Genomic DNA, 20022 nt, shown 5'->3' with positions numbered 1-20022 from the left:
AGGGCATGGCGGTATTCATAACAGGCGGCGCAAGAAGCGGGAAGAGCGGCTTTGCCGAAGCGTATGCCGCAAAGCTCTCGGAGCGGGGTATATACATCGCGACGGCCCAAGCCTGGGACGAGGAGATGAAGGAGCGGAGAGGGCATCATCGACGAAAAAGGGAGCGGTCGGGTTATGTTTGGCAGACGATCGAGGAGCCGCTTGCGTTGGCGGAGCTTCTTGCTCTCTTGGAGACCGAGTATCAGTCGGCTGCGGACCGTCCTGCGGTGCTCGTGGACTGTTTGACGCTGTGGCTGACGAATTGGATGCTGCACATCGATCAAGCAGCGGAAGGGCCGGATTCGAACGCAACCAATGAATTACAAGCAGAAATCGAGAAGCTGCTTGCCGCCGTCGCGGCTTATACGGGGCCGCTGCTGCTCGTCACGAACGAGGTCGGCAGCGGCATCGTGCCCGCCTACCCGCTCGGGAGGCGGTTCCGGGACGAAGCGGGACGACTGAATCGCCGACTGGCTGCCGTATGCAGCGAAGCCTATCTCGTTGTGGCTGGATTTCCGCTGGATCTGAAGAAACATGCGTTTCCGTTCGGATCGGAATGACATTAACATGTAGGATAAAGTCTGGTTAGTGCGGCAGCGAGAGCTCGCTAGATGATTTGATATCACGGAGGTGCTCGCGGTTTGGCTAAGGCTATCCTGAAACGCGAACTGCAAGCAGCAGGCGCGGCGTTTCAACTATTAACACGAATCCCGATCCCGGTCGCGATTCCGTTTACGCCAGAGCTGCTGGCGCGCAGCGTCGTCTATTATCCGGTGGTCGGAGCTGTCATCGGCGGCATTGTCGGGAGTGCGGCGGCTTGCCTTGACGGGCATGTTCCTTCGCTGCCGGCCTCGGTCATCCTCTTGGCGGTATGGCTGCTGCTAAGCGGCGGCCTTCATATGGATGGTCTGATGGATACGGCCGATGGGGTCCTCAGTCACCGCTCGCGCGAGCGAATGCTCGAGATTATGAAGGACAGCCGAGTCGGTGCGATGGGTGTTCTTGCGGCAATCCTTCTTCTATTGTTCAAATTCGCTTTGATCGGCACGTGGCTCGATGAAGGCAAGGATTGGCTCGCCGAGATTCCGCTATTCGCATTGGCGTGCGGACTGAGCAGATTGTGGGTCGTTGCTGCCATGGTGTGCTGGCCCTTCGCAAGGCCGGAAGAAGGTATGGCTTCCATGTTCAGATACGTCAGGCCCAGGCAGGCGGTACAAGCCGTTTTGATCCAAGCATTGCTGACGGTATGTTGTGCGTGGGCGTTTCCGGCTGCTTCATTCGGCGCGGTGGCAGCGTATCTTCTCCCAGCGGGGCTCGCACTTGCAGTAGGCTTCTTCCTGTCTGTGTGGCTGAACCGCAAGTTGGGCGGACTAACAGGGGATACTTACGGTGCTATGACCGAGGTCATCGAGGCAGCGTTGCTGCTGGCACTTATCATGGGATTGCAATGACGATAAAATCTGCTTTCGATTCTGTTAAGTGTTGAGGCGCGCGACCTTTGAGGTGCGCGTTTTTTGGTTATTTCTCAAGATTGTGATGGTTTGGCTCGACCTGCGTTCAGGAGCCAGAGAATGGCGTCAATGACGACATCGGGTCGATGGATTTGAATGGTATGCCAGCTGTCTTCCGCGATGATCTGCTGTGCGTTCTTCGTTAATGACAGGAGTTCAAGCTGCCGTTCCTTCCACGCGTCGTTCTGTCGGCCTGCGGTTAGTACGATCAGCGGCAGATTCGGATCCAGCTTCGGTGCGGCCATCAGTTGCCTGATGCTATCTGCGGTACACAGGGTTTCCGAGTAAGCTGCCTCGTAAGCATGGTTCCGATAGCCTAGAGCGCTTGAAATCCTCTGCAGGTCCGGAGGAAGATGGCGCGAGCCGATCGGCTGCTTCAGCAATCTTGGAATCCCAAGCGGCGCTAGCAAATAACCGAGCCTTAGCCGCCTGCGATTCTTGGCCCGTTCTTGCCAGCGGGCGCTGCCGGGTTCGTACGCCGCGTATTGCCGTTCAACGACGGCGTCTACCAATACGATTCCGGCAATTTCTTCGGGGTACTGCGCCGCGAACAACCGCATCATCATTCCGCCGTAGGAATGGCCGACAAGCATATAGGGCGGCTTGAGCTGCATGCCTGCCAGCAGCGCGCGCAAATCGTCTACGTACGTCTGACAGGAAGGGGAGCCGGCGGGTTGCGAGCTCCATCCGAAGCCGGCGCGGTCGTAGGATAATACAGCCGTATGACGCGATAATTCCGGCTGGACGAGCGACCAATGCAGCGCGCAACCGCCCATTCCAGACTCCAAAATGATGACGGGCCGCGATGGCTTCGTTTCGCCGGTCAGGAGCGCATGCAGGCTCCGAGCTCCGATCGGGAACTGTTTTCCCGGTTCGATGAATGCACGAGCTCCTCTGCGAGATGCTGCGGCTTGGTATAAGGTAAGTGGAAATCCTGCCATGGCCAGTGTGAAGCGAAGAGCTTTATCGATGAGCGGAATGGTAGTCATCGAACCACGTCCTTCCAAGGCTATTAGTAGCCTTATCGTAACGGGCGGGGGATGGGGGATAAAGAGAAAGTTTTCGCGCAGCATTTTCCTGTTATTGGATCCTTGGGGATGGACATCTCGTCGGAGCGGCGCGGTGGGTTGGGGATGGCGTTCGGGTCGTTGTTTTGACGGCTTTGGCGTCCAGTCCCTATAATGGAGGTTAGGAAAAGACGAGACAGGGGAACAGAGATGAACGAACAAGACGCTATACAGAACGGGAAGGCGGCTGGACAGCTGCCGATCGACAGCCTGCTGCCTGAGCTTCGCACGACGCTTGGCTCGCGGAACTCGGCGGTGCTCGTGGCGGCACCGGGCGCGGGGAAAACGACCCGCGTGCCGCTGGCCCTTCTCGATGAGCCGTGGCTGGCCGGTCAGCGCATCCTTATGCTGGAGCCGCGCCGTCTAGCCGCCCGTGCAGCCGCGCGCTTCATGGCCGCATCGCTTGGCGAGCAGGCTGGCGGGACAGTCGGCTACCGGGTGCGAATGGACACGAAGGTTGGTCCAAGCACGAGAATCGAAGTCATCACGGAGGGCGTATTAACGCGCATGTTGCAGCAGGATCCTTCCCTGGAAGGCGTCGGAATTGTCATCTTCGACGAATTTCACGAACGGCATCTGAACGGGGATCTCGGTCTCGCGCTCTGCCTGCAGACGCAGTCGGTATTCAGGGAGGAGCTGCGGCTGCTCGTCATGTCGGCGACGCTCGAGGCCGAGCCTGTCGCGGAGCTGCTGGGCGGGGCGCCGCTACTCGTGAGCGAAGGCCGGGCCTATCCGGTTGAAACGTACTATGCGCCGAAGCCGGTCTCGGGCCGGCTGGAGGACGCCGTCGTCCGCTGCGCGATCGAGGCGATGCGCAGCCATGACGGCAATGCGCTTGTTTTTCTGCCGGGCGTCGGCGAAATTCGCCGGGCAGAAAATTTGCTGCACGCTTCTCGGGCCGGCAGCGGCTCCGCTCTTGGCGGCGGGCTGCCGGCAGACGTAACGGTGCTGCCCCTCTATGGCGCGCTGCCGGCCGATGCGCAGGATCGCGCGGTCTCCGCGTCTGCAGGCAGCGAGCGAAAGCTCGTGCTCGCCACGTCCATCGCGGAATCCAGCGTCACCGTTCGCGGCGTGCGCATCGTCGTCGACGGCGGGCTCAGCCGCGTGCCCCGCTTCTCGCCTCGTACGGGAATGGCCCGGCTGGAAACCGTGCCCGTATCGGTGGCATCCGCCGACCAGCGGCGCGGCCGGGCGGGCAGGGAAGCGCCGGGCGTCTGTTACCGGCTGTGGACCGAGAACGAGCACCGTCAGCTGAAGCCGCAAAGTGACCCGGAGCTGCTCGGGGCAGACCTTGCGCCGCTTGCGCTCGAGCTCGCGATATGGGGCATAGCCGATCCCGGCGAGCTGGCATGGTTAACGCAGCCGCCTGCGGCTGCGTACGCCCAGGCGCTCGAGCTGCTGCGCGAGCTGAACGCGCTTGACGCCGAGAGCCGGCCAACGGCCCATGGACAAGCGATGGCGGAGCTCGGCATGCATCCGCGGCTCGCGCATATGGTGCTGGAGGCGAAGCCGCTCGGGCTCGGAGCGCTGGCTTGCGAGCTGGCCGCGCTGCTCGGCGATCGCGATGTGCTGCGGAGCACGCGCAGCATCGACATGCGGCTGCGCCTAGATGCGCTTCACGGGCGTGCTGCCGGAGATGCCGCCGATCCCGCGGCGATCAAGCGGCTCGCCGCGGAAGCGCGCGAGTGGATGCGCGCGGCTGGCATCTCGCCGTCTGCTGCCGCGAACCGCGCGGAAGGCTCGCTGGCGTCATCCATGCTGCGTCCGGATGACGCCAGCGGGCTGCTGCTTGCTTTCGCCTACCCGGACCGCATCGCGCAGCGGCGCGGCGACGGCCGCTTCCTGCTGCGGGGCGGCCGAGGCGCCGCCGTGCAGGAGCTGCAGCCGCTCTCGACAGCGTCGTATCTGGCTGCTGCGGAGCTGGAAGATAGCGGGACGGACAGCCGTATTTTGCTGGCGGCCCCACTTTCGCTAGAAATCGTCGAACGCTACTTCGCCGATCAGATTCAGGAAGAGAAGGAAGTGAGATGGGACCGCCAGGCGGAAGCCGTTCGTTCGCGCCGCCGGATCCGGCTCGGAGCGCTCATCCTGAAGGAGTCGCAGCTGGCCGACCCGGATCCGGCGCTCGTAACTGAAGCCCTGCTGGACGGCCTCGCCGAGCAGGGCCTCGAGCTGCTGCCATGGTCCAAGCAGGCTCGGCAGCTCCGAGACCGTATGAATCTGATGCATACGCATAACCCGGAATGGCCGGACGTGTCCGATGAAGCGTTGATCGCATCGCTTCCCGAATGGCTTGGCCCGTATGTCGGCGGTATGCGCAGCAGAAGCGACCTGTCTCGGCTGTCGATGGCAGCCATCATGGAATCGCTGCTCTCGTGGCAGGAACGGCAGCGGCTGGAGGCAGAAGTGCCGACGCATCTCACCGTGCCGAGCGGCTCGCGCATTCCGCTGGATTACAGCGATCCGGCCGCGCCGGTGCTGGCCGTTCGGCTTCAGGAGCTGTTCGGCCTCCGAGAGACGCCTCGCATCGCGGGCGGAAAACTGCCGGTCATTATTCATATGCTGTCGCCCGCGCATCGTCCGGTGCAGGTAACGCAGGACTTGGCGAGCTTCTGGCAGCATGCGTATTTCGACGTGAAAAAGGACCTCAAGGGTCGGTATCCGAAGCATTATTGGCCGGACAATCCGCTTGAAGCGCTGGCGACGAATCGGGCCAAGCCGCGGCCATCCACCTAAACTGCCGAACAGCCAGTCCGTTAAGCCGTCCTCTTAGCCGACCGGATTGCCTTCCGCTAATCCCTTCGACTAGCCGTCCGGTCATCCGGCGGGAAGGCTTAATCGACCAGATATCGCATATAGTTGCCCACCATCCGCCAGATGAAAGGAGAATCCCATTATGTCACCCATCGAGAAGCTGGCAGCACTCTATCTCGTTATTATGAACTTCTATGCCTTCGCACTCATGCGTATCGACAAGATCCGCGCCGTGAAGGACCGCAGGCATCGAATACCGGAGCGCAGGCTGCTCGGAGCCAGCGCTTTGGGCGGTTCGCTCGGCGCGTTCGCCGCCATGCGGATGTTCCGGCACAAGACGAAACACGCCGCCTTCGCGGCTGGCATTCCGATTATGCTGCTCGTCCATATCGCCCTTATCATTTGGCTCGAAAGCTTATGATTCACACGCGCGAACACCCCTGCAAGTAAGCGTTATACGTCATCGGCAGTTAACGCTCAAGAAGCGGATTCAAGGCCGTTATCGGCCAATTGACAGTCTTTTGCCGGTTATGCTATAGTGTTCACTCATGCTCCATGCGAGCACTTGTATCCATACACTTATACGAACAGACCAAGCCGCATGCGAATGCGGCTTTCGCCGCCTTCATTTATTAATCGGAGGCCGCGGGGCCGTCGTAAGCTGGGTTTGCAGTCGCAGAGGGAGGTAACTGACTTGACCGTTCAAAGTGCCTTTCAAGAAGAGGCGAAGCGCATCGACGAGGTGCTGGACAATATCCGCAGGCAGCTGCGCGAGATCGGACCGCGTTACACCGGCAACGATTTCACGGAGCAAATGCTGGAGCTTCAGCGCGAACAGCGGGAGCAAAGGCTCACCGTCGCGGAGCGCGAGCCTTATTTTGGCCGTATCGATTTTCAGGAAAGCAAATTGCCCGAACCGAAGCCGCTTTATATCGGAAAAGCCGGAGTCGCCCACGAGAACACGAACGAGGTGCTGGTCGTGGACTGGCGAGCGCCGGTCGCCAGCTTGTTCTATGCGTTCAGCGGCGGCGAAGCGCCGGTCGTCTACGAATCGCCGGACGGCGACGTGGAAGGAACCGTGCATCTGAAGCGCAACCTGATGGTGCGCGAAGGCAAGCTCGAGCGCGTCGTCGACAGCTATGTCCGCGGGCAAGAGGATGAGAGCGTAACGGACGAATTCCTGCTCTATCGGCTGGGTGAGAGCAAGGATAATAAACTGCGCGACATCGTATCGACGATTCAGCAGGAGCAGGATCGCATCATTCGGACGGATAAGAACAAAGCCGTCTTCATACAAGGGGTCGCGGGAAGCGGGAAGACTACCGTCGCCCTGCATCGGCTCGCCTATCTGTTGTACCGCTATGCCGGCAGCATCAGGGCGGACCGAATGGTCATCTTCGCGCCGAACCGCATGTTCCTCGATTATATTTCCGGCGTCCTGCCGGAGCTGGGCGTCGGCGACATCCAGCAAACGACGTTTGCGGACTGGGCGTTGGAACAGCTGCAGCAGGCCGTGCGCCTCGATGAAGCCTACGATCCGATGGCGTACTGGTTCGAGCAGCCGCGGACGCGGGAAGAGCTGCTGGCTTCGACCGGCCGAATCAAAGGCAGTCTGGCGTTCAAATCGCTCATCGACGCACAGCTGACGCATACGGAAGCTTCGCTCATTCCGGAAGAATCGTTCGACCCGATGGCCGGCTGGCGCGTGACGCCGGCAATGATCACGGAATGGCTTGCGACCGACGATATCGGCGAGCCGTACATGAAGCGCCGCGCTCGGCTGGTCAGCCGCCTGAAGCGCTGGCTGGAATCGGAGTGGAAGACGCGCCGCTTGACGGACAGCAAACTGAAGTCGAAGCTGACTGCCAAGCTGAACGCGTATACGAAGAAAATTCCCGCGCCGACCGCCGCACAGCTGTACACGGAGCTGCTTGGCAGCGCGAGTGCCCAGGCGCTGCTGCCGGCCAAGAGTTGCACGGCGACGATCAAGCTGCTGAAGGGCAAGCAAGCGAGGCCGGAGGATCTGGCTCCGCTGGTGTACATTCAAGTTCGCTTGAACGGATTCGACGGGTCGCCGTACGATCATATCGTCATCGATGAGGCGCAGGATTACTCGCCGTTCCAGCTGGAAGCCTTGAAGCAATGCCAGCGTCAGCCGTCCATGACGGTGCTCGGCGATTTGCAGCAGGGGATCCATGGCTATGCCGGCATTCATAGCTGGACGGAGCTGACAGCGCTGTTTCCTGAAGCGGATACCGGATATTTCGAGCTCGACCGGAGCTACCGGTCCACGATGGAGATTATCGATTTCGCCAATCGCGTGCTCGGCGGCATGGGTGACGGCGTGAAGCCGGCCGTACCCGTATTCCGGAGCGGCGAAGCCGTCGACGTCGTGCGCATGGCGAACGACGGCGTGCGTCTGAAGGACGTTGTCCGAACGGTGCAGGAATGGCAGCAATCGGGCCATTACCGCACGATCGCCGTTCTGGGCCGCAATATCCAATCCTGCGAAGCGATCGCGCATGCCTTGTCACAGGACGGCATCGCGGCTGCGCTCGTGCAGAGCAAGCAGGAAGCTTACGGCGGCGGCTTGACCGTCGTGCCGGCGTACCTGGCCAAAGGATTGGAGTTCGATGCGGTCCTGGTGGCGGACGCCGATGCCGAGAGCTTCGGCGGCAACGATGCCAAGCTGCTTTATGTCGCCTGCACCCGCGCGCTGCATAAACTGAAGCTGCTGTACTGCGGCGAGCTGACCTCGCTGGTCGCGGAGCCGGCGGCAGTGTAGCAAAGATTAGGCCGTAAACGTATGTAAATGTAAAAGGCTCTTCTTAGCGCCAAGAAGCCGCAAGTCCGTCTGCCACATGCAGGCGGGCTTTTTACATGCAGGCTTGAAAATAAGAAAGATCGCAGCGCGATTGTTTCTCTTTATCGAAAGCTGCTTTTCCCGTATCGTCTGAGTTGGCAGATGATGATACATGCGTGCAGCCAGAAATTGAATCTCTCCCTGGTATACTCACGACAGCCGGAGCTGATTATGCTATGCTAAAGGCTTGAAATTCTATCGAACGCGCAAGCAGATTATAAAGGCAAAAGGGGTTATTGACCGAATGGATTTTATCGTGGAATACTTGTCGTTTTTCGTCATTCAAGGAGAAGGCGGCGACACGAACGCAGCCAAGACGTTTTCTCATTACCAAACGATGGACCGGTACGATTATGCCGACAGCGAGCTGAAATCGTTCCTGGACGGCGAGTTCGCGCGAATCGTGAAGCGTAAGGCCGAGCGGCATCCGAACACGGACGCGGCACCTACCAAAATCGGCCGCTTCATCACGGAGCCGGGCTACGAGCTCGACAGCAATCCGAACTATAATACCTTCCAACGGCTGCGCACGGCGGAGTCGGCGACGGAATTTCACGGCTTTGCCGACGAATTAGTCCGGCTGTACATGGAAGCGGCCGCGGTCCGGGGCGGTGCTTTTATCGTCGTGCACGCGACGCCGAACCGTTATACGGATCAACCGATTCTATTCGTGCTGAAATGCGATTTCGAGCCCAAGATCGCGCGGATCACGGACGAGCGCAACTTGATCTCGCATGTGGAGATGGCGATCAGCGCGCGGAATATGAAGTCCATTCAATATCCGCATATGCCGGAAGAAGGCATGCTGGAATACTGGGAGTTGAAGATTCACCAGGCTTCGCATGCGCGTTATTTCGAGGACTTCCTTCGCTTCATCAGCTATGAGAAAGCGATGCCGGAGCTGCTCAGCGACCAGGTCTTGACGATGGTCCATGAATACATGGAGGACAAATGGCAGGGGCATGAAGGCGAGGAGCGCCAGCAGGAGGCGCAGCAGTTCGAGGTGTGGGCTGCCAGCGAGAAACGCGAGCTTCAGGAGTCCTGGCCGCAGGAGCGGGTAGTTGCCGCGGCGGAGCGGCTCGTGGAGCTGCAGCCGAACCTCACCGTAGCGTTCAAGCTGGGCGACGTGTCGGTGAAGGGGCCGTTGTCGGAGTTCGGGCAGACAATCCATTTTGCTACGTATAATGGGAAATATATCGCGCTCATCGAAGGGGATTTCTTCCAGTTCGATCGCGGCATGTCGCCGGTTGAACTCCTGCAGCCGCCGGATTTGCTGGAGGTGCTGGAAACCGTCGGACGGAGCAAAGAGAAGGAGCAGCCGAAAGATAACCTGCCGTACTAGCTCGTGTGCACGGTCTAACACGGTGAAACGGCTAACAGGAGGTTAGCAGGATGGCGAGGCAACGTGGGGGAGGGAGCGCTGTACGTGTCATGACGAGGATCGGTTACGGGCTTGCTGCAGTTGTTGCGATCGTGCTGGGCCTTGCCTCTCGGCACTTTGCCGATCAACTGCCAGCGTGGCTGGCGGATCATGCGGGCGATGCGCTCTGGGCGGCGATGATCTATTTGGGCTGTCGGCTGCTGTGGCCTCAACGACGCCTGCTTGTCACGGCAATTGCCAGCCTCTTGTTCTGTTATGCGATCGAATGGAGCCAGTGCTATCAAGCAGACTGGTTGAACCGGATCAGAGCGACGACGTTAGGCGGCCTCGTCCTCGGTCAAGGCTTCCTGGCCGTTGATTTGGCAAGGTATACGGTTGGCGTAGCTGCGGCATTCGTCGCGGATGCTGCCGTACGGCATTTTACTCGCGGCAAACGGCCGTAGTTTGTGAAAAGGAGCGCTGTGCATGTGGAAAGAAAAGCGATTCGATGCTGAAATGCTTCGCCTCCGGATTCCTTCGCTGAATGGTACGTCCGAGCTCGTTCGCCTCGACAAAGGCTACTCCAGCGATGTCAAATACGTGGTTTACGGGGACGACAATCATCCGCTTTACATCCTCCGTACCTTTGATGGCGGACGTGAAGCGGGTAAACGTAACGAATACGAAAACCTTCAGCTTGCTGCCAGCAGCGGAGTGAAGTGCTCCCAGCCGATGGAGTTCGGCATTCTCCCGGACTTGGAGCTCAGTTACATGCTCGTCACCTACATCGAGGGAGACGAAGCTTCAGAAGCGCTTCCGGGCTTGAGCGAACGCGCTCAATTCGACATCGGCGTGCAGGCAGGCGAACAGCTGAAGCTGTTGAACCGCATCGAATGCCCGGTGCAGATGACTTCTTGGCAGGAAAGAATGGCAGCCAAGTATCAAAGGTACTTGACCGAATATGCGAATTGTGGCGTGGCGATCCGGCAGGATTCCAAGGTGCTCGCCTATATTGACGAGCACCTAAAGCTGCTTGAGGGACGGCCGAACCGATTCCAGCATGACGATTTTCATATCGCCAACCTGATCGTGAAGGACGGCGCCTTGTCCGGCGTGATCGACTTCAACCGGTGCGACTGGGGCGATCCCGTACATGAATTCGTGAAGGTAGGCATGTTCAGCAGCGAGGTCAGCGTACCGTTCGCGGTCGGGCAAATCCGGGGCTATCATGGCGGACAAGAGCCATCGGAGGCGTTTTGGCGGTTATATTCGCTTTATTTAGGGACGACGATGTTATCTTCGGTCGTTTGGACGTTGAAGGTCGTTCCAGGCGAAATGGATACGATGCTGGCGCGTATTCATCGCGTGCTCGAAGCCGATCATGACGGTTTCGCCCAAATCGTGCCGAAATGGTACCGCGAGGCGAATTTGACTTGACTTTGATGGCGGCATTCACTATGATTTGGAATAATTAGAAAATTCAACTAGCGATGAAGAGAAAGAGTACCTCGGAATACGTCTTTGAACAGAGAGCCCCGGCAGCTGAAAAGGGGCAGAGACGAACCTAGGGAACATGGTCTCCGAGCTGCGCATCGAAAACCGCCGAGGTCGTAGGCTGCGCCGGGTCCCGCACCCGTTACCGTGCTAGGGTATACCCGCATTCCTGATTGGATGCGTCGTACCTGAAAAGGCTCATGCCGCGAGGCATGATCGAAGTTGGGTGGTACCGCGCGAGCACAGCTCTCGTCCCTATAGGGATGAGGGCTTTTTTGCGTTCCGATGCCCATACTGTTTATATGCCGGAAGTCTGCGCCGCTGCTTCGCACAAATTAAGCTTAAGCTTCGATGCCAGTTTTGTTTAACGCGCCGAGCACTCTCGCCGCTGCATCGCACAAAACTAAGCGTATGCTTTCGAAGTAGTTTTGTTTAACGCGCCGATCACTCTCGCCGCTGCTTCGCACAAAACTAAGCGTATGCTTTCGATGCCAGTTTTGTTTAACGCGCCGAGCACTCTCGGCACTGCTTCGCACAAAACTTTTAGGAGGAATCCGACATGCCAAAAATCTTTATCGGGGGCGCCTGGCCTTATGCGAACGGGTCGCTGCATCTTGGACGTCTGGCCAGTCTGCTGCCCGGCGACGTGCTGGCCCGTTATTATCGCCTGAAGGGCGAGGACGTGCTGTATGTCTCTGGCAGCGACTGTCACGGAACGCCGGTTGCGGTGCAGGCGCTGCAGGAGGGCGTAACGCCGAGCGCGATCGCGAATCGTTACCATGCGGAATTCACCGCTTGTTTCGAGCAGCTGGGATTTACGTACGACCTGTATACGCGGACGGATCAGCCCTTTCATCATGATGTCGTCAGGCAGTTGTTTCTCGACTTGCTGGCGAATGGTTATCTATACAAGCGAACGACGCTGCAAACGTATTGCGAGACGGATCAACGGTTCTTGCCCGATCGATACGTGGAAGGGATTTGCCCGGTTTGCGGAAGCCGGGCGCGCGGCGACCAATGCGATACTTGTTCGACGCTGCTGGATCCGTCCGATCTGACGGACAAAACATGCAAACTATGCGGCAATCCGCCGGTCGAACGAGAGACCGAGCATTATTATTTGGCGCTATCCAAGTTTCAGTCGGCATTAGCCGATTATGCAGCGCAAGCCGAGGGATGGAAAGACAACGCGGTACAGCAGACGAAACGCTACCTCGAGGAAGGTCTGCAGGATCGGGCCGCTACGAGGGATTTGACTTGGGGCGTCGACGTACCGCTCGCAGGATTCGAGGAGAAGAAAATTTACGTATGGATCGAAGCGGTCAGCGGGTATTTGTCGGCCAGCAAGCAGTGGAGCGAACGAACCGGCGGCAGCTGGGAGGATTATTGGGTGGACGGCGCTGACAGCATCACGGCGTATTATGTGCATGGGAAGGATAACATTCCGTTTCATACGCTGGTGTGGCCGGCGATTCTGATGGGTGCTGGCGGCTATCATTTGCCTGACCGGATCATTTCAAGCGAATACATGACGTTGGAAGGCAAGAAGTTTTCCACGAGCAGCAATTGGGCGGTATGGGTGCCGGATGTGCTGAGCCGCTATCAGCCGGATTCGATCCGCTATTTTCTGCTGGCGAACGGCCCCGAGAAGCGGGATACGGATTTCTCGTGGCGGGAATTCATACACAGTCATAACGGCGAGCTGCTTGGCGCATTCGGGAATTTCGTCAACCGAACGCTCGCCTTCGTGGACAAATCCTTTGATAGCGTCATTCCGGAGGGAGGCTTGAGCGGAGAGTGGAAAAGCAGCATCGCAACGCTCTATTCGACGTCAGGCGCGCTGATAGAGCAAGGCCGGTTTAAGGAAGCGATCGAGTCGATCTTTGAATTCGTCCGCAGCTGCAACAAATTTTATGACGAACGGAAGCCGTGGGTGCAGATCAAGACCGATCGTGCCGCATGCGAAGATACCCTTCACGCCTGTACGCAGCTTATCGTTAATCTATCTCGGCTGTTGGACCCGTTCATTCCGTTTGCTTGCGAGCGGATCCGCGCGTTCCTCTCTCTTGGCGTGGCGGCGTGGGAACCCATTTATATTCCGGCCGGCAGGCGTATCGAAGGCTTGGCGTTGTTGTTCCAGCGCATCGATGTCAGCCGGATCCAGGAAGAAACCAACCGCTTGGATGAACAGCGACTTTAGAAGATTCGGAAGGTATTACGGAAGTTTCCCTCTGCTACGCCCGGGCGACCGGTGCCTCGAATGTTGGCGTCGCATGTCAGTAACGCTGCCGTGTATGTTACAATTACTGGATACTAGCGAGCGCAGCTGCTTGATCCCTAGGAGGCACATCCATGTCCATATTTCGCAAAACTGCCGTCATAACCGGAACATCGAGAGGCATCGGCGAAGCGTTGGCCGCCGCGCTTCTCGCTCGGGGATATCGCGTATTCGGTTTATCCAGATCTACTTCTGCCCGTTTGACGGAGCTGGAAGGTTTTACGGCCATTACCTGCGATTTAACGGACGCAGCACATACAGAAGCGATCGCCGACCGATTATTCCGCGATCTTGCAGCCGATACGGGGGAAGAGCTGCTGCTCATTAACAATGCGGCCATGCTTGAGCCGCTCGGTCCGATCGAAACGCTTGGCGCGGCGGATATGTCCGCGCATCTGCAGGCCAGCCTGACCGCGCCGATGATTCTCTGCGGCGCGTTTGTCCGGCATGCGCAGCAGCTTCCGATCACGAAACGCATCGTGAACGTGACGTCGGGCTTGGCGATCTATTCCGCCCCGTCGATGAGTCTCTATTGCAGCAGCAAAGCGGCGCTGAACATGCTGACGCGCTGCATGGCCGACGAACAGCGGGAACGGCCGTATCCGGTTCTCGCTTATGCATTGGACCCCGGCATGGCAGATACGCGGATGCAAACGACGGCTAGAGCGAAGGATGCGGGTGAATTTCCGCTGCAGAGCTTTTTCCGGGAGAGCTTCGAACAGGGCAGACTTCAAACGCCCGAACGGGTCGCTGCCGAGACGCTTCGGCTCTTGGAAGATAAGCACCCGAGCGGATCTGTGCTGCGCGCATACGCATAACCCAGTTGAGCCGTTCGACTGTTCATATTCCGTTCACGTTATGATTCTATAGTAGTTGCTATAACGTCCGCGAGAGGCGGGCGGTCAAACGATTCGAGGTGGAAAGCATGGCAGTGACAACGATATTGGTCGTAGATGACGATCCGCATATTCGCGAACTCGTGCGATTGTTTCTGGCGCGCGAAGGCTTTCATATTATAGAGGCGGAGGACGGCGAGGACGCGCTTCGCGTTCTTGAACAAACCCCGGCGCAGCTTGTCATTCTCGATGTGATGATGCCGAACATGGACGGCTGGGAGCTTTGCAGGGAGCTTCGCCGGGATACCGAGCTTCCGGTGCTCATGCTGACGGCCAAAAGCGAGACGAGCCAGAAAATCAAAGGCTTTGATCTCGGGGCGGACGACTATCTCGTGAAGCCGTTCGAACCGCTCGAGCTCGTGGCGCGGGTGAGAGCGCTGCTGAAGCGTTACCGGATCGCAACCTCGCAGAGCGTGCAGGCCGGCAGCGTGCTGCTCAACCGGGAGACCTACGGGGTCACTTTGGACGGGGAGTCCATGACGCTGCCCCTGAAGGAATTCGAGCTGCTTTTCAAGCTGGCAAGTTACCCGGGCAAAACCTTCTCCCGCGAGCAATTGATCGAGCAGCTGTGGGGCTACGATTATGAAGGCGACGAGCGTACCGTCGACGTGCATATCAAACGGCTGCGGGAGAAGTTCCCGGAGGACCGGAGCGGACTGCGCATTCAAACGATCCGTGGCCTCGGTTACCGGCTGGAGGTCTGATCGATGAACGAAGATCGCAGCCGTGACAACAAAGGCAATCATAATCGCAATAACGACAATAGCAGCCGGCCAAACGATAAAAGCAGCCTGAACAATCGTGATGCCCGCAGAAACAATCCCCAACGCAGCACGAAAGCATCGGCCAAGAAGCCGCCGCTGTGGCTGCAGACGCTCAAAATCATCTCCGGCATCCTTCTGATGAATTTGCTGACGTATTTTTGCTTTACCGTGTCGTATACGGTCTTCGGCTTCGTCCAAGAGAAGAAGGGGCATACGTCCGTAACGGAGCGGCAGCTGTTGGATGGGCAATTGATCGCCTCGGCCTACGACGGGAAGCCGGCATCGCCGGAATTAACGAAGATGCTGCTGGCATTGTCGAATGAACGGCATTACGTCGTTACGTATGCGACTGCGAACAGCAAGACGGTTTTCACCCCGGATGGTGATACGAAGACGGTCAGCAGGCTAACGGAGAAAGATCTTGAGCAGGTGTTCAGCGGCTCCGAGGTAAAGCATGTGTATCGGAAATATCCGTTCTCCGACGGAACGGCCATCGCCGGGGTTCCGATTACGGTCGGAGGCGAGCGGTACGGGATCTTCCTGGAAGAGAAGGCGCCGAGCTTGTATCAAGGTTTCTGGCAGCAGGTCATGACCGTCTTCTTCGGGTTCCTGCTCATGTTCATCCTCATGCTGCTCATAGGACGGCCATGGCGGGAGCGCGGCGGCGTCTATGTCTATATCTCTGCGATACGGAGGATGTCCAAGGGAGATTTCACGGTCATGATCGACAAGCCCGAGCGCATGCATGGGCATTTCGGAGAACTGGCGCACAGCATCAACGATATGGCGATGGAGCTGAATCAGATGGAGCAGATGCGCCAAGCGTTCATCTCCAACGTCTCGCACGAAATTCAATCGCCGCTGACGTCGATTCGCGGATTTGCCCGCGCGCTTCAGCAGGACGGGCTGGAAGAGCAGCAGCGCCAGCATTATGCCGGCATCATTGAATCGGAGAGCGTACGGCTGTCCAAGCTGAGCGATAATCTGATGAAGCTGACGACGCTGGAGGCGGATCAGCAAAGCCTTCATCCGAAGTCTTACCGGCTGGACCATCAGCTGCGCTCCACGATTCTTGCGCTCGAGCCGATTTGGACGGAGAAGGATATTTTGATGGACGTTCATCTCGAGGAGCGCGTCCTGTTGACCGGCGACGAGGAGCTGCTCTCGCAGGTTTGGATGAATTTGATCGCCAACAGCTTGAAGTTCACGGACGTAGGGGGAAGCGTCTCCGTCGAGGTCAAGCGCGCGAGTGAAGGGGCAGTCATTGTCGTATCCGATAACGGCATCGGAATCGCGGAAGAGGATCTGCCGCATATCTTCGAACGTTTCTTCAAGGCGGATAAATCGCGCAGCAGGCGGGAGAAAGGAAGCGGGAGCGGACTTGGACTGTCGATCGTCAAAGTCATCGTGGATATGCACGGCGGGCAGTTGAAAGCAAGCAGCAAGCTTGGGGCGGGAACGACCATTACCGTCACGCTGCCGAATTTGGCAGCCGAACAGACGAATCCCGAAATCGATCGCTGATCGCCGATTGCAGGATCGCGCGAGCGCATCCGGCGCAGCGCTGGAATTGCGCGCTGGACTATGCTATAACATGAAGACGGCGAATTCCGGTTCGCTGTCCGATCGTTATAGCTATTTTGCGTCCTGCGCCCGTTCGTTATGTATTCATGCCGCCATTCGAATCGGTTAATATAAGCATTGCCGCCAATAATACTCGTCCTGACATGCGCAACCCTGCTACATGGTTCACTCCCATGCGGAACAACCTATGGAGCGTATCAGTCATTCTAATGCAGAGGCAGGGATCGCATCAAACATGGCGAAATTATTGTACATTACCGCACATCCGCATGATCATCAAGCGTCCATCAGCATGGCTGTAGGACAGGCATTCATCGATGCTTACCGCGATTCGCATCCTCAGGATGAGATCAAGCATTTGGACTTGTACAACATGAATATTCCGCATATCGACGCTGACGTGTTCAGCGGCTGGGGCAAGCTTCGGGGCGGCGGACAGTTCACGGAATTATCATCCGGGGAACAACAGAAAATAAGCCGGTTGAACGAACTCGTCGATGAATTCGTCGCCGGCGACAAGTATGTATTCGTCACGCCGATGTGGAACTTCTCTTATCCGCCGATCATGAAGGCGTACATCGATTCCATCTGCGTAGCCGGCAAAACGTTCAAATATACGGCGGAAGGGCCGGTCGGGCTGCTGCCGGACAAATCGGCGATTCATATTCAAGCGCGCGGCGGTATATATTCTGAAGGTCCGGCCGTCGGTATCGAATCCGGTCACCGTCACTTATCGAGCATTATGGCGTTCTTCGGCATTACCGATTTTGGCGGCATCTTCGCCGAAGGCCACGCTGCCGCTCCGGATAAAGCGGACGCCATCAAAGCCAAGGCAATCGAGGAAGCGAAAAAAGCCGCGGTCAACTTCGGAAACGAGAAAGTCAAAGCTTAGCATAGCGGATTCCGGCTCCCCTTCCGTTCCTTCGTCATGCACGAAGGATGAAGGGGAGCCGTATGTATACATAACGAATTTCGAGCGAGGATATAGGAAAGGGTGTTGCAGGTGAGCGAGAAACAATCCGAATGGACAGCCGAACAGGAGCGCGTAGACGTCGTCGTGGGGCAGGTCGAGACACGCATCGCGGGTCTCGAGCTGCAAACGTCCGACATGTACACGGAAATGGTGGATATCCGCAAAAACTTCTGGGATGACGTCACTGTCAATTTCGAGGACTCGGTCGAAATGGCCGAGTCGTTCGCGAGCTTGAAGCAGCAAGCGGAGGTCTTGTCCGAGCGGGAGCGCACGCATCACCATGCCGCCAGGCAGTTGAAAACGCTGCGGAAGCTGAAATCATCGCCGTATTTCGGGCGCATCGATTTTATGGAGAACGGCGAAACGGCAGCGGATCAGGTCTATCTCGGCATCGCTTCGCTGCGCGACAGCGCGGACGAGGCGTATTTGATTTACGATTGGCGGGCGCCGATCGCCAGCCTGTATTACGACTATCCGCCGGGGCCGGCGCAATTGACGACGCCGGCCGGTCTCATCCAAGGCGAGCTGCTACTGAAGAGGCAATTCGTCATTCGCGACGGCGAAATCGTCAGCTTGTTCGACACGGGCGTGACCATTGGCGACGAGCTGCTGCAGGAGGTGCTGGGCAGGCACTCGGATGCACAGATGCGCAGCATCGTCGGCACGATCCAACGGGAGCAGAATCGAATCATCCGCAATGAACGGAGCCGGCTATTGCTCGTTCAGGGGGCCGCGGGCAGCGGCAAAACTTCGGCGGCGCTGCAACGCGTCGCGTATTTGCTCTATCGGTTTCGCGGAACGCTGAGCGCGGATCAAATCGTCTTGTTCTCGCCGAATCCGATGTTCAATAGCTACGTATCCACCGTGCTACCGGAGCTTGGCGAGGAAAACATGCAGCAGACGACGTTCCAGGATTATTTGGCAGCGCGGCTTGGCCATTCCTTCAAGCTGGAAAATCCGTATGCGCAGCTCGAATACGCGCTGAGGGCGGAGAAAGAGCCTGGCTATGAATCGAGAATGACAGGCATTCGGTACAAGGCGACGACGGGGTTTGTTCGGCTGATCGACGGCTATCTCGGCGTATTGGCCGGTTACGGGATCATTTTCAGAGACGTGCGGTTCCGGGATGAGCTGCTCATGACCGGCGAAGATATCCGCGCGTATTTCTATGGATTGGACCGCTCCATCGCTGTACCGAACCGGATGCGCCTGACGGCGGAATGGCTGCTCGGACTGCTGAAGGAACGGCAGAAGAGCGCGCTTCAGGAAGCTTGGGTGGATGAAGCCGTGGAGCTGTTGGATAAAGATACGTATCTGAAAGCGTATCAGACGCTGAAGCGTCAAAACCGTAAGCTGAAAGACGATTCCTTCGACGATTTCGACCGGGAGCGCGAGCTGCTCGGCCAATACGTCGTCATGGAAGCCGCCAAGCCCGTTCGGTCCCGGATCAAGAAGCTGACCTTCGTCGACGTGCGTTCGACGTTTCTCAAGCTCTTCTTGGATTCGGAGATGGCGGCGCACGCGGCCGCGCATGCAGGGATTGAGCTTCCGGAGCAATGGGAGACGATTTGCAAGGATACGATCGACCGCCTGCTGCTGAAGAAAATGGCGTATGAGGATGCAACGCCGTTCTTGTACGTCGTGGAACGGATTCGCGGTTTCCAGACGAATACGTCCGTTAGGCATGTAATCGTCGATGAGGCTCAGGATTATACGGCGTTCCAGTTCGCGTATTTGCAGCGCTTGTTTCCGTTTAGCCGCATCACGGCACTCGGCGATCTGAATCAGTCGATTCAAGCGCATGCGGACAACGGCGAGAGCACCGGATTTGCGGCGCTTGCAGCGTTGTTCTCGGCCTCGGAGTCGGAAACGATCGTTCTCCGGCAAAGCTATCGCTCGACGCGTCCGATCGTGGAATTCACGAGCATGCTCATTCCGGGAGGCGAGGGGATCGAGCCGTTCAATCGCGAAGGGATGAAGCCGATCCTGACCGTCGCCCAAGACCGCGACGACTTGCACCGATTGATCAAGGAGCGGCTGCTCTCGCTCGCCGCGCAAGGTAACCGTACGATCGCCGTCATCTGCAAAACGGCCGCGCAAAGCCTGATTGTGCACGAAGCGCTCCTCGGCGCGGGTCCGATCCGTCTCGTGGAATCGGAAACCTCGACGTTCGAGCCGGGCATCGTCGTCATCCCGTCGTATCTGGCCAAAGGCGTCGAATTCGATGCAGTGCTTATCTACGATGCATCGGGCTCGCATACCGGTTACGGCAAAGAAAGCGAACGGCGGTTGTTCTATACGGTATGCACCCGCGCCATGCACGAGCTGCATTTATTCGCGCTTGGAAGCGCAGGACCTTTCCTGCAAGGACCGGTCGAGGCCTATTATGATACCGCAGCCGATTCTGCGGATTTACACACAAACAAACTTACTTGATTG

General features: G+C 58.0%; 15 protein-coding genes. 14 read left to right on the top strand and 1 reads right to left on the bottom strand.

Features of this window, described 5'->3' with window-relative positions; all coding sequences use genetic code 11:
• Positions 1 to 5 precede the first annotated feature (5 nt).
• Positions 6 to 599: a bifunctional adenosylcobinamide kinase/adenosylcobinamide-phosphate guanylyltransferase gene (gene cobU, locus AC0YNU_RS08590; protein ID WP_475755255.1), complete on the top strand. Its 594-nt coding sequence runs from the start codon at positions 6 to 8 to the stop codon at positions 597 to 599.
• A gap of 81 nt (positions 600 to 680) precedes the next feature.
• Positions 681 to 1490, top strand: coding sequence for an adenosylcobinamide-GDP ribazoletransferase (cobS, locus tag AC0YNU_RS08585; RefSeq protein ID WP_475755254.1), 810 nt, complete (start codon positions 681 to 683; stop codon positions 1488 to 1490).
• A gap of 74 nt (positions 1491 to 1564) precedes the next feature.
• Here cobS and AC0YNU_RS08580 read toward each other — a convergent pair whose 3' ends face one another.
• The gene (locus tag AC0YNU_RS08580) at positions 1565 to 2539 is read right to left on the bottom strand and encodes an alpha/beta hydrolase (RefSeq protein WP_475755251.1); all 975 of its coding nucleotides are present in this window, start codon (positions 2537 to 2539) and stop codon (positions 1565 to 1567) included.
• 228 nt (positions 2540 to 2767) lie between these two features.
• Between AC0YNU_RS08580 and hrpB the strand changes: the two genes are divergently transcribed.
• The 12 genes from hrpB to helD all read left to right on the top strand — a co-directional run bounded on the left by hrpB (position 2768) and on the right by helD (position 20019).
• On the top strand, positions 2768 to 5353 hold the full coding sequence (gene hrpB / locus AC0YNU_RS08575) for an ATP-dependent helicase HrpB (protein WP_475755249.1): 2586 nt from the start codon (positions 2768 to 2770) through the stop codon (positions 5351 to 5353).
• A gap of 160 nt (positions 5354 to 5513) precedes the next feature.
• Positions 5514 to 5792: a DUF1294 domain-containing protein gene (locus AC0YNU_RS08570; protein ID WP_475755247.1), complete on the top strand. Its 279-nt coding sequence runs from the start codon at positions 5514 to 5516 to the stop codon at positions 5790 to 5792.
• A 273-nt stretch (positions 5793 to 6065) separates the two neighbouring features.
• Positions 6066 to 8156: a HelD family protein gene (locus tag AC0YNU_RS08565; RefSeq protein WP_475755245.1), complete on the top strand. Its 2091-nt coding sequence runs from the start codon at positions 6066 to 6068 to the stop codon at positions 8154 to 8156.
• Between the two features lie 322 nt (positions 8157 to 8478).
• Positions 8479 to 9576: a DUF3900 domain-containing protein gene (locus tag AC0YNU_RS08560; RefSeq protein ID WP_475755243.1), complete on the top strand. Its 1098-nt coding sequence runs from the start codon at positions 8479 to 8481 to the stop codon at positions 9574 to 9576.
• Positions 9577 to 9626: 50 nt separating this feature from the next.
• Positions 9627 to 10058 (top strand): ribosomal maturation YjgA family protein, encoded by a 432-nt coding sequence (locus AC0YNU_RS08555; protein WP_475755241.1) that lies wholly within the window; start codon positions 9627 to 9629, stop codon positions 10056 to 10058.
• Positions 10059 to 10080: 22 nt separating this feature from the next.
• A complete protein-coding gene (locus tag AC0YNU_RS08550; RefSeq protein ID WP_475755239.1) occupies positions 10081 to 11031 on the top strand; it encodes an aminoglycoside phosphotransferase family protein in 951 nt (316 codons plus the stop codon).
• A 616-nt stretch (positions 11032 to 11647) separates the two neighbouring features.
• The gene (gene metG, locus AC0YNU_RS08545; RefSeq protein ID WP_475755237.1) at positions 11648 to 13288 is read left to right on the top strand and encodes a methionine--tRNA ligase; all 1641 of its coding nucleotides are present in this window, start codon (positions 11648 to 11650) and stop codon (positions 13286 to 13288) included.
• 152 nt (positions 13289 to 13440) lie between these two features.
• A complete protein-coding gene (locus AC0YNU_RS08540) occupies positions 13441 to 14184 on the top strand; it encodes an SDR family NAD(P)-dependent oxidoreductase (RefSeq protein ID WP_475755235.1) in 744 nt (247 codons plus the stop codon).
• A gap of 113 nt (positions 14185 to 14297) precedes the next feature.
• Positions 14298 to 14966, top strand: a complete 669-nt coding sequence (locus AC0YNU_RS08535) for a response regulator transcription factor (RefSeq protein ID WP_475756226.1) — start codon at positions 14298 to 14300, stop codon at positions 14964 to 14966.
• Positions 14967 to 14969: 3 nt separating this feature from the next.
• Positions 14970 to 16550 carry a HAMP domain-containing sensor histidine kinase gene (locus tag AC0YNU_RS08530; RefSeq protein ID WP_475755233.1) on the top strand — a complete coding sequence of 527 codons (1581 nt, stop codon included), beginning with the start codon at positions 14970 to 14972 and terminating at the stop codon, positions 16548 to 16550.
• A 295-nt stretch (positions 16551 to 16845) separates the two neighbouring features.
• A complete protein-coding gene (locus AC0YNU_RS08525) occupies positions 16846 to 17502 on the top strand; it encodes an FMN-dependent NADH-azoreductase (protein WP_475755232.1) in 657 nt (218 codons plus the stop codon).
• Positions 17503 to 17613: 111 nt separating this feature from the next.
• On the top strand, positions 17614 to 20019 hold the full coding sequence (gene helD, locus AC0YNU_RS08520; protein WP_475755230.1) for an RNA polymerase recycling motor HelD: 2406 nt from the start codon (positions 17614 to 17616) through the stop codon (positions 20017 to 20019).
• Positions 20020 to 20022: the final 3 nt, after the last annotated feature.

It is taken from the genome of Paenibacillus sp. J31P316 (genome assembly GCF_056269105.1).
The sequence above is the reverse complement of the archived record's forward strand: the minus strand, read 5'-3'. Positions and strand labels throughout refer to the sequence as shown.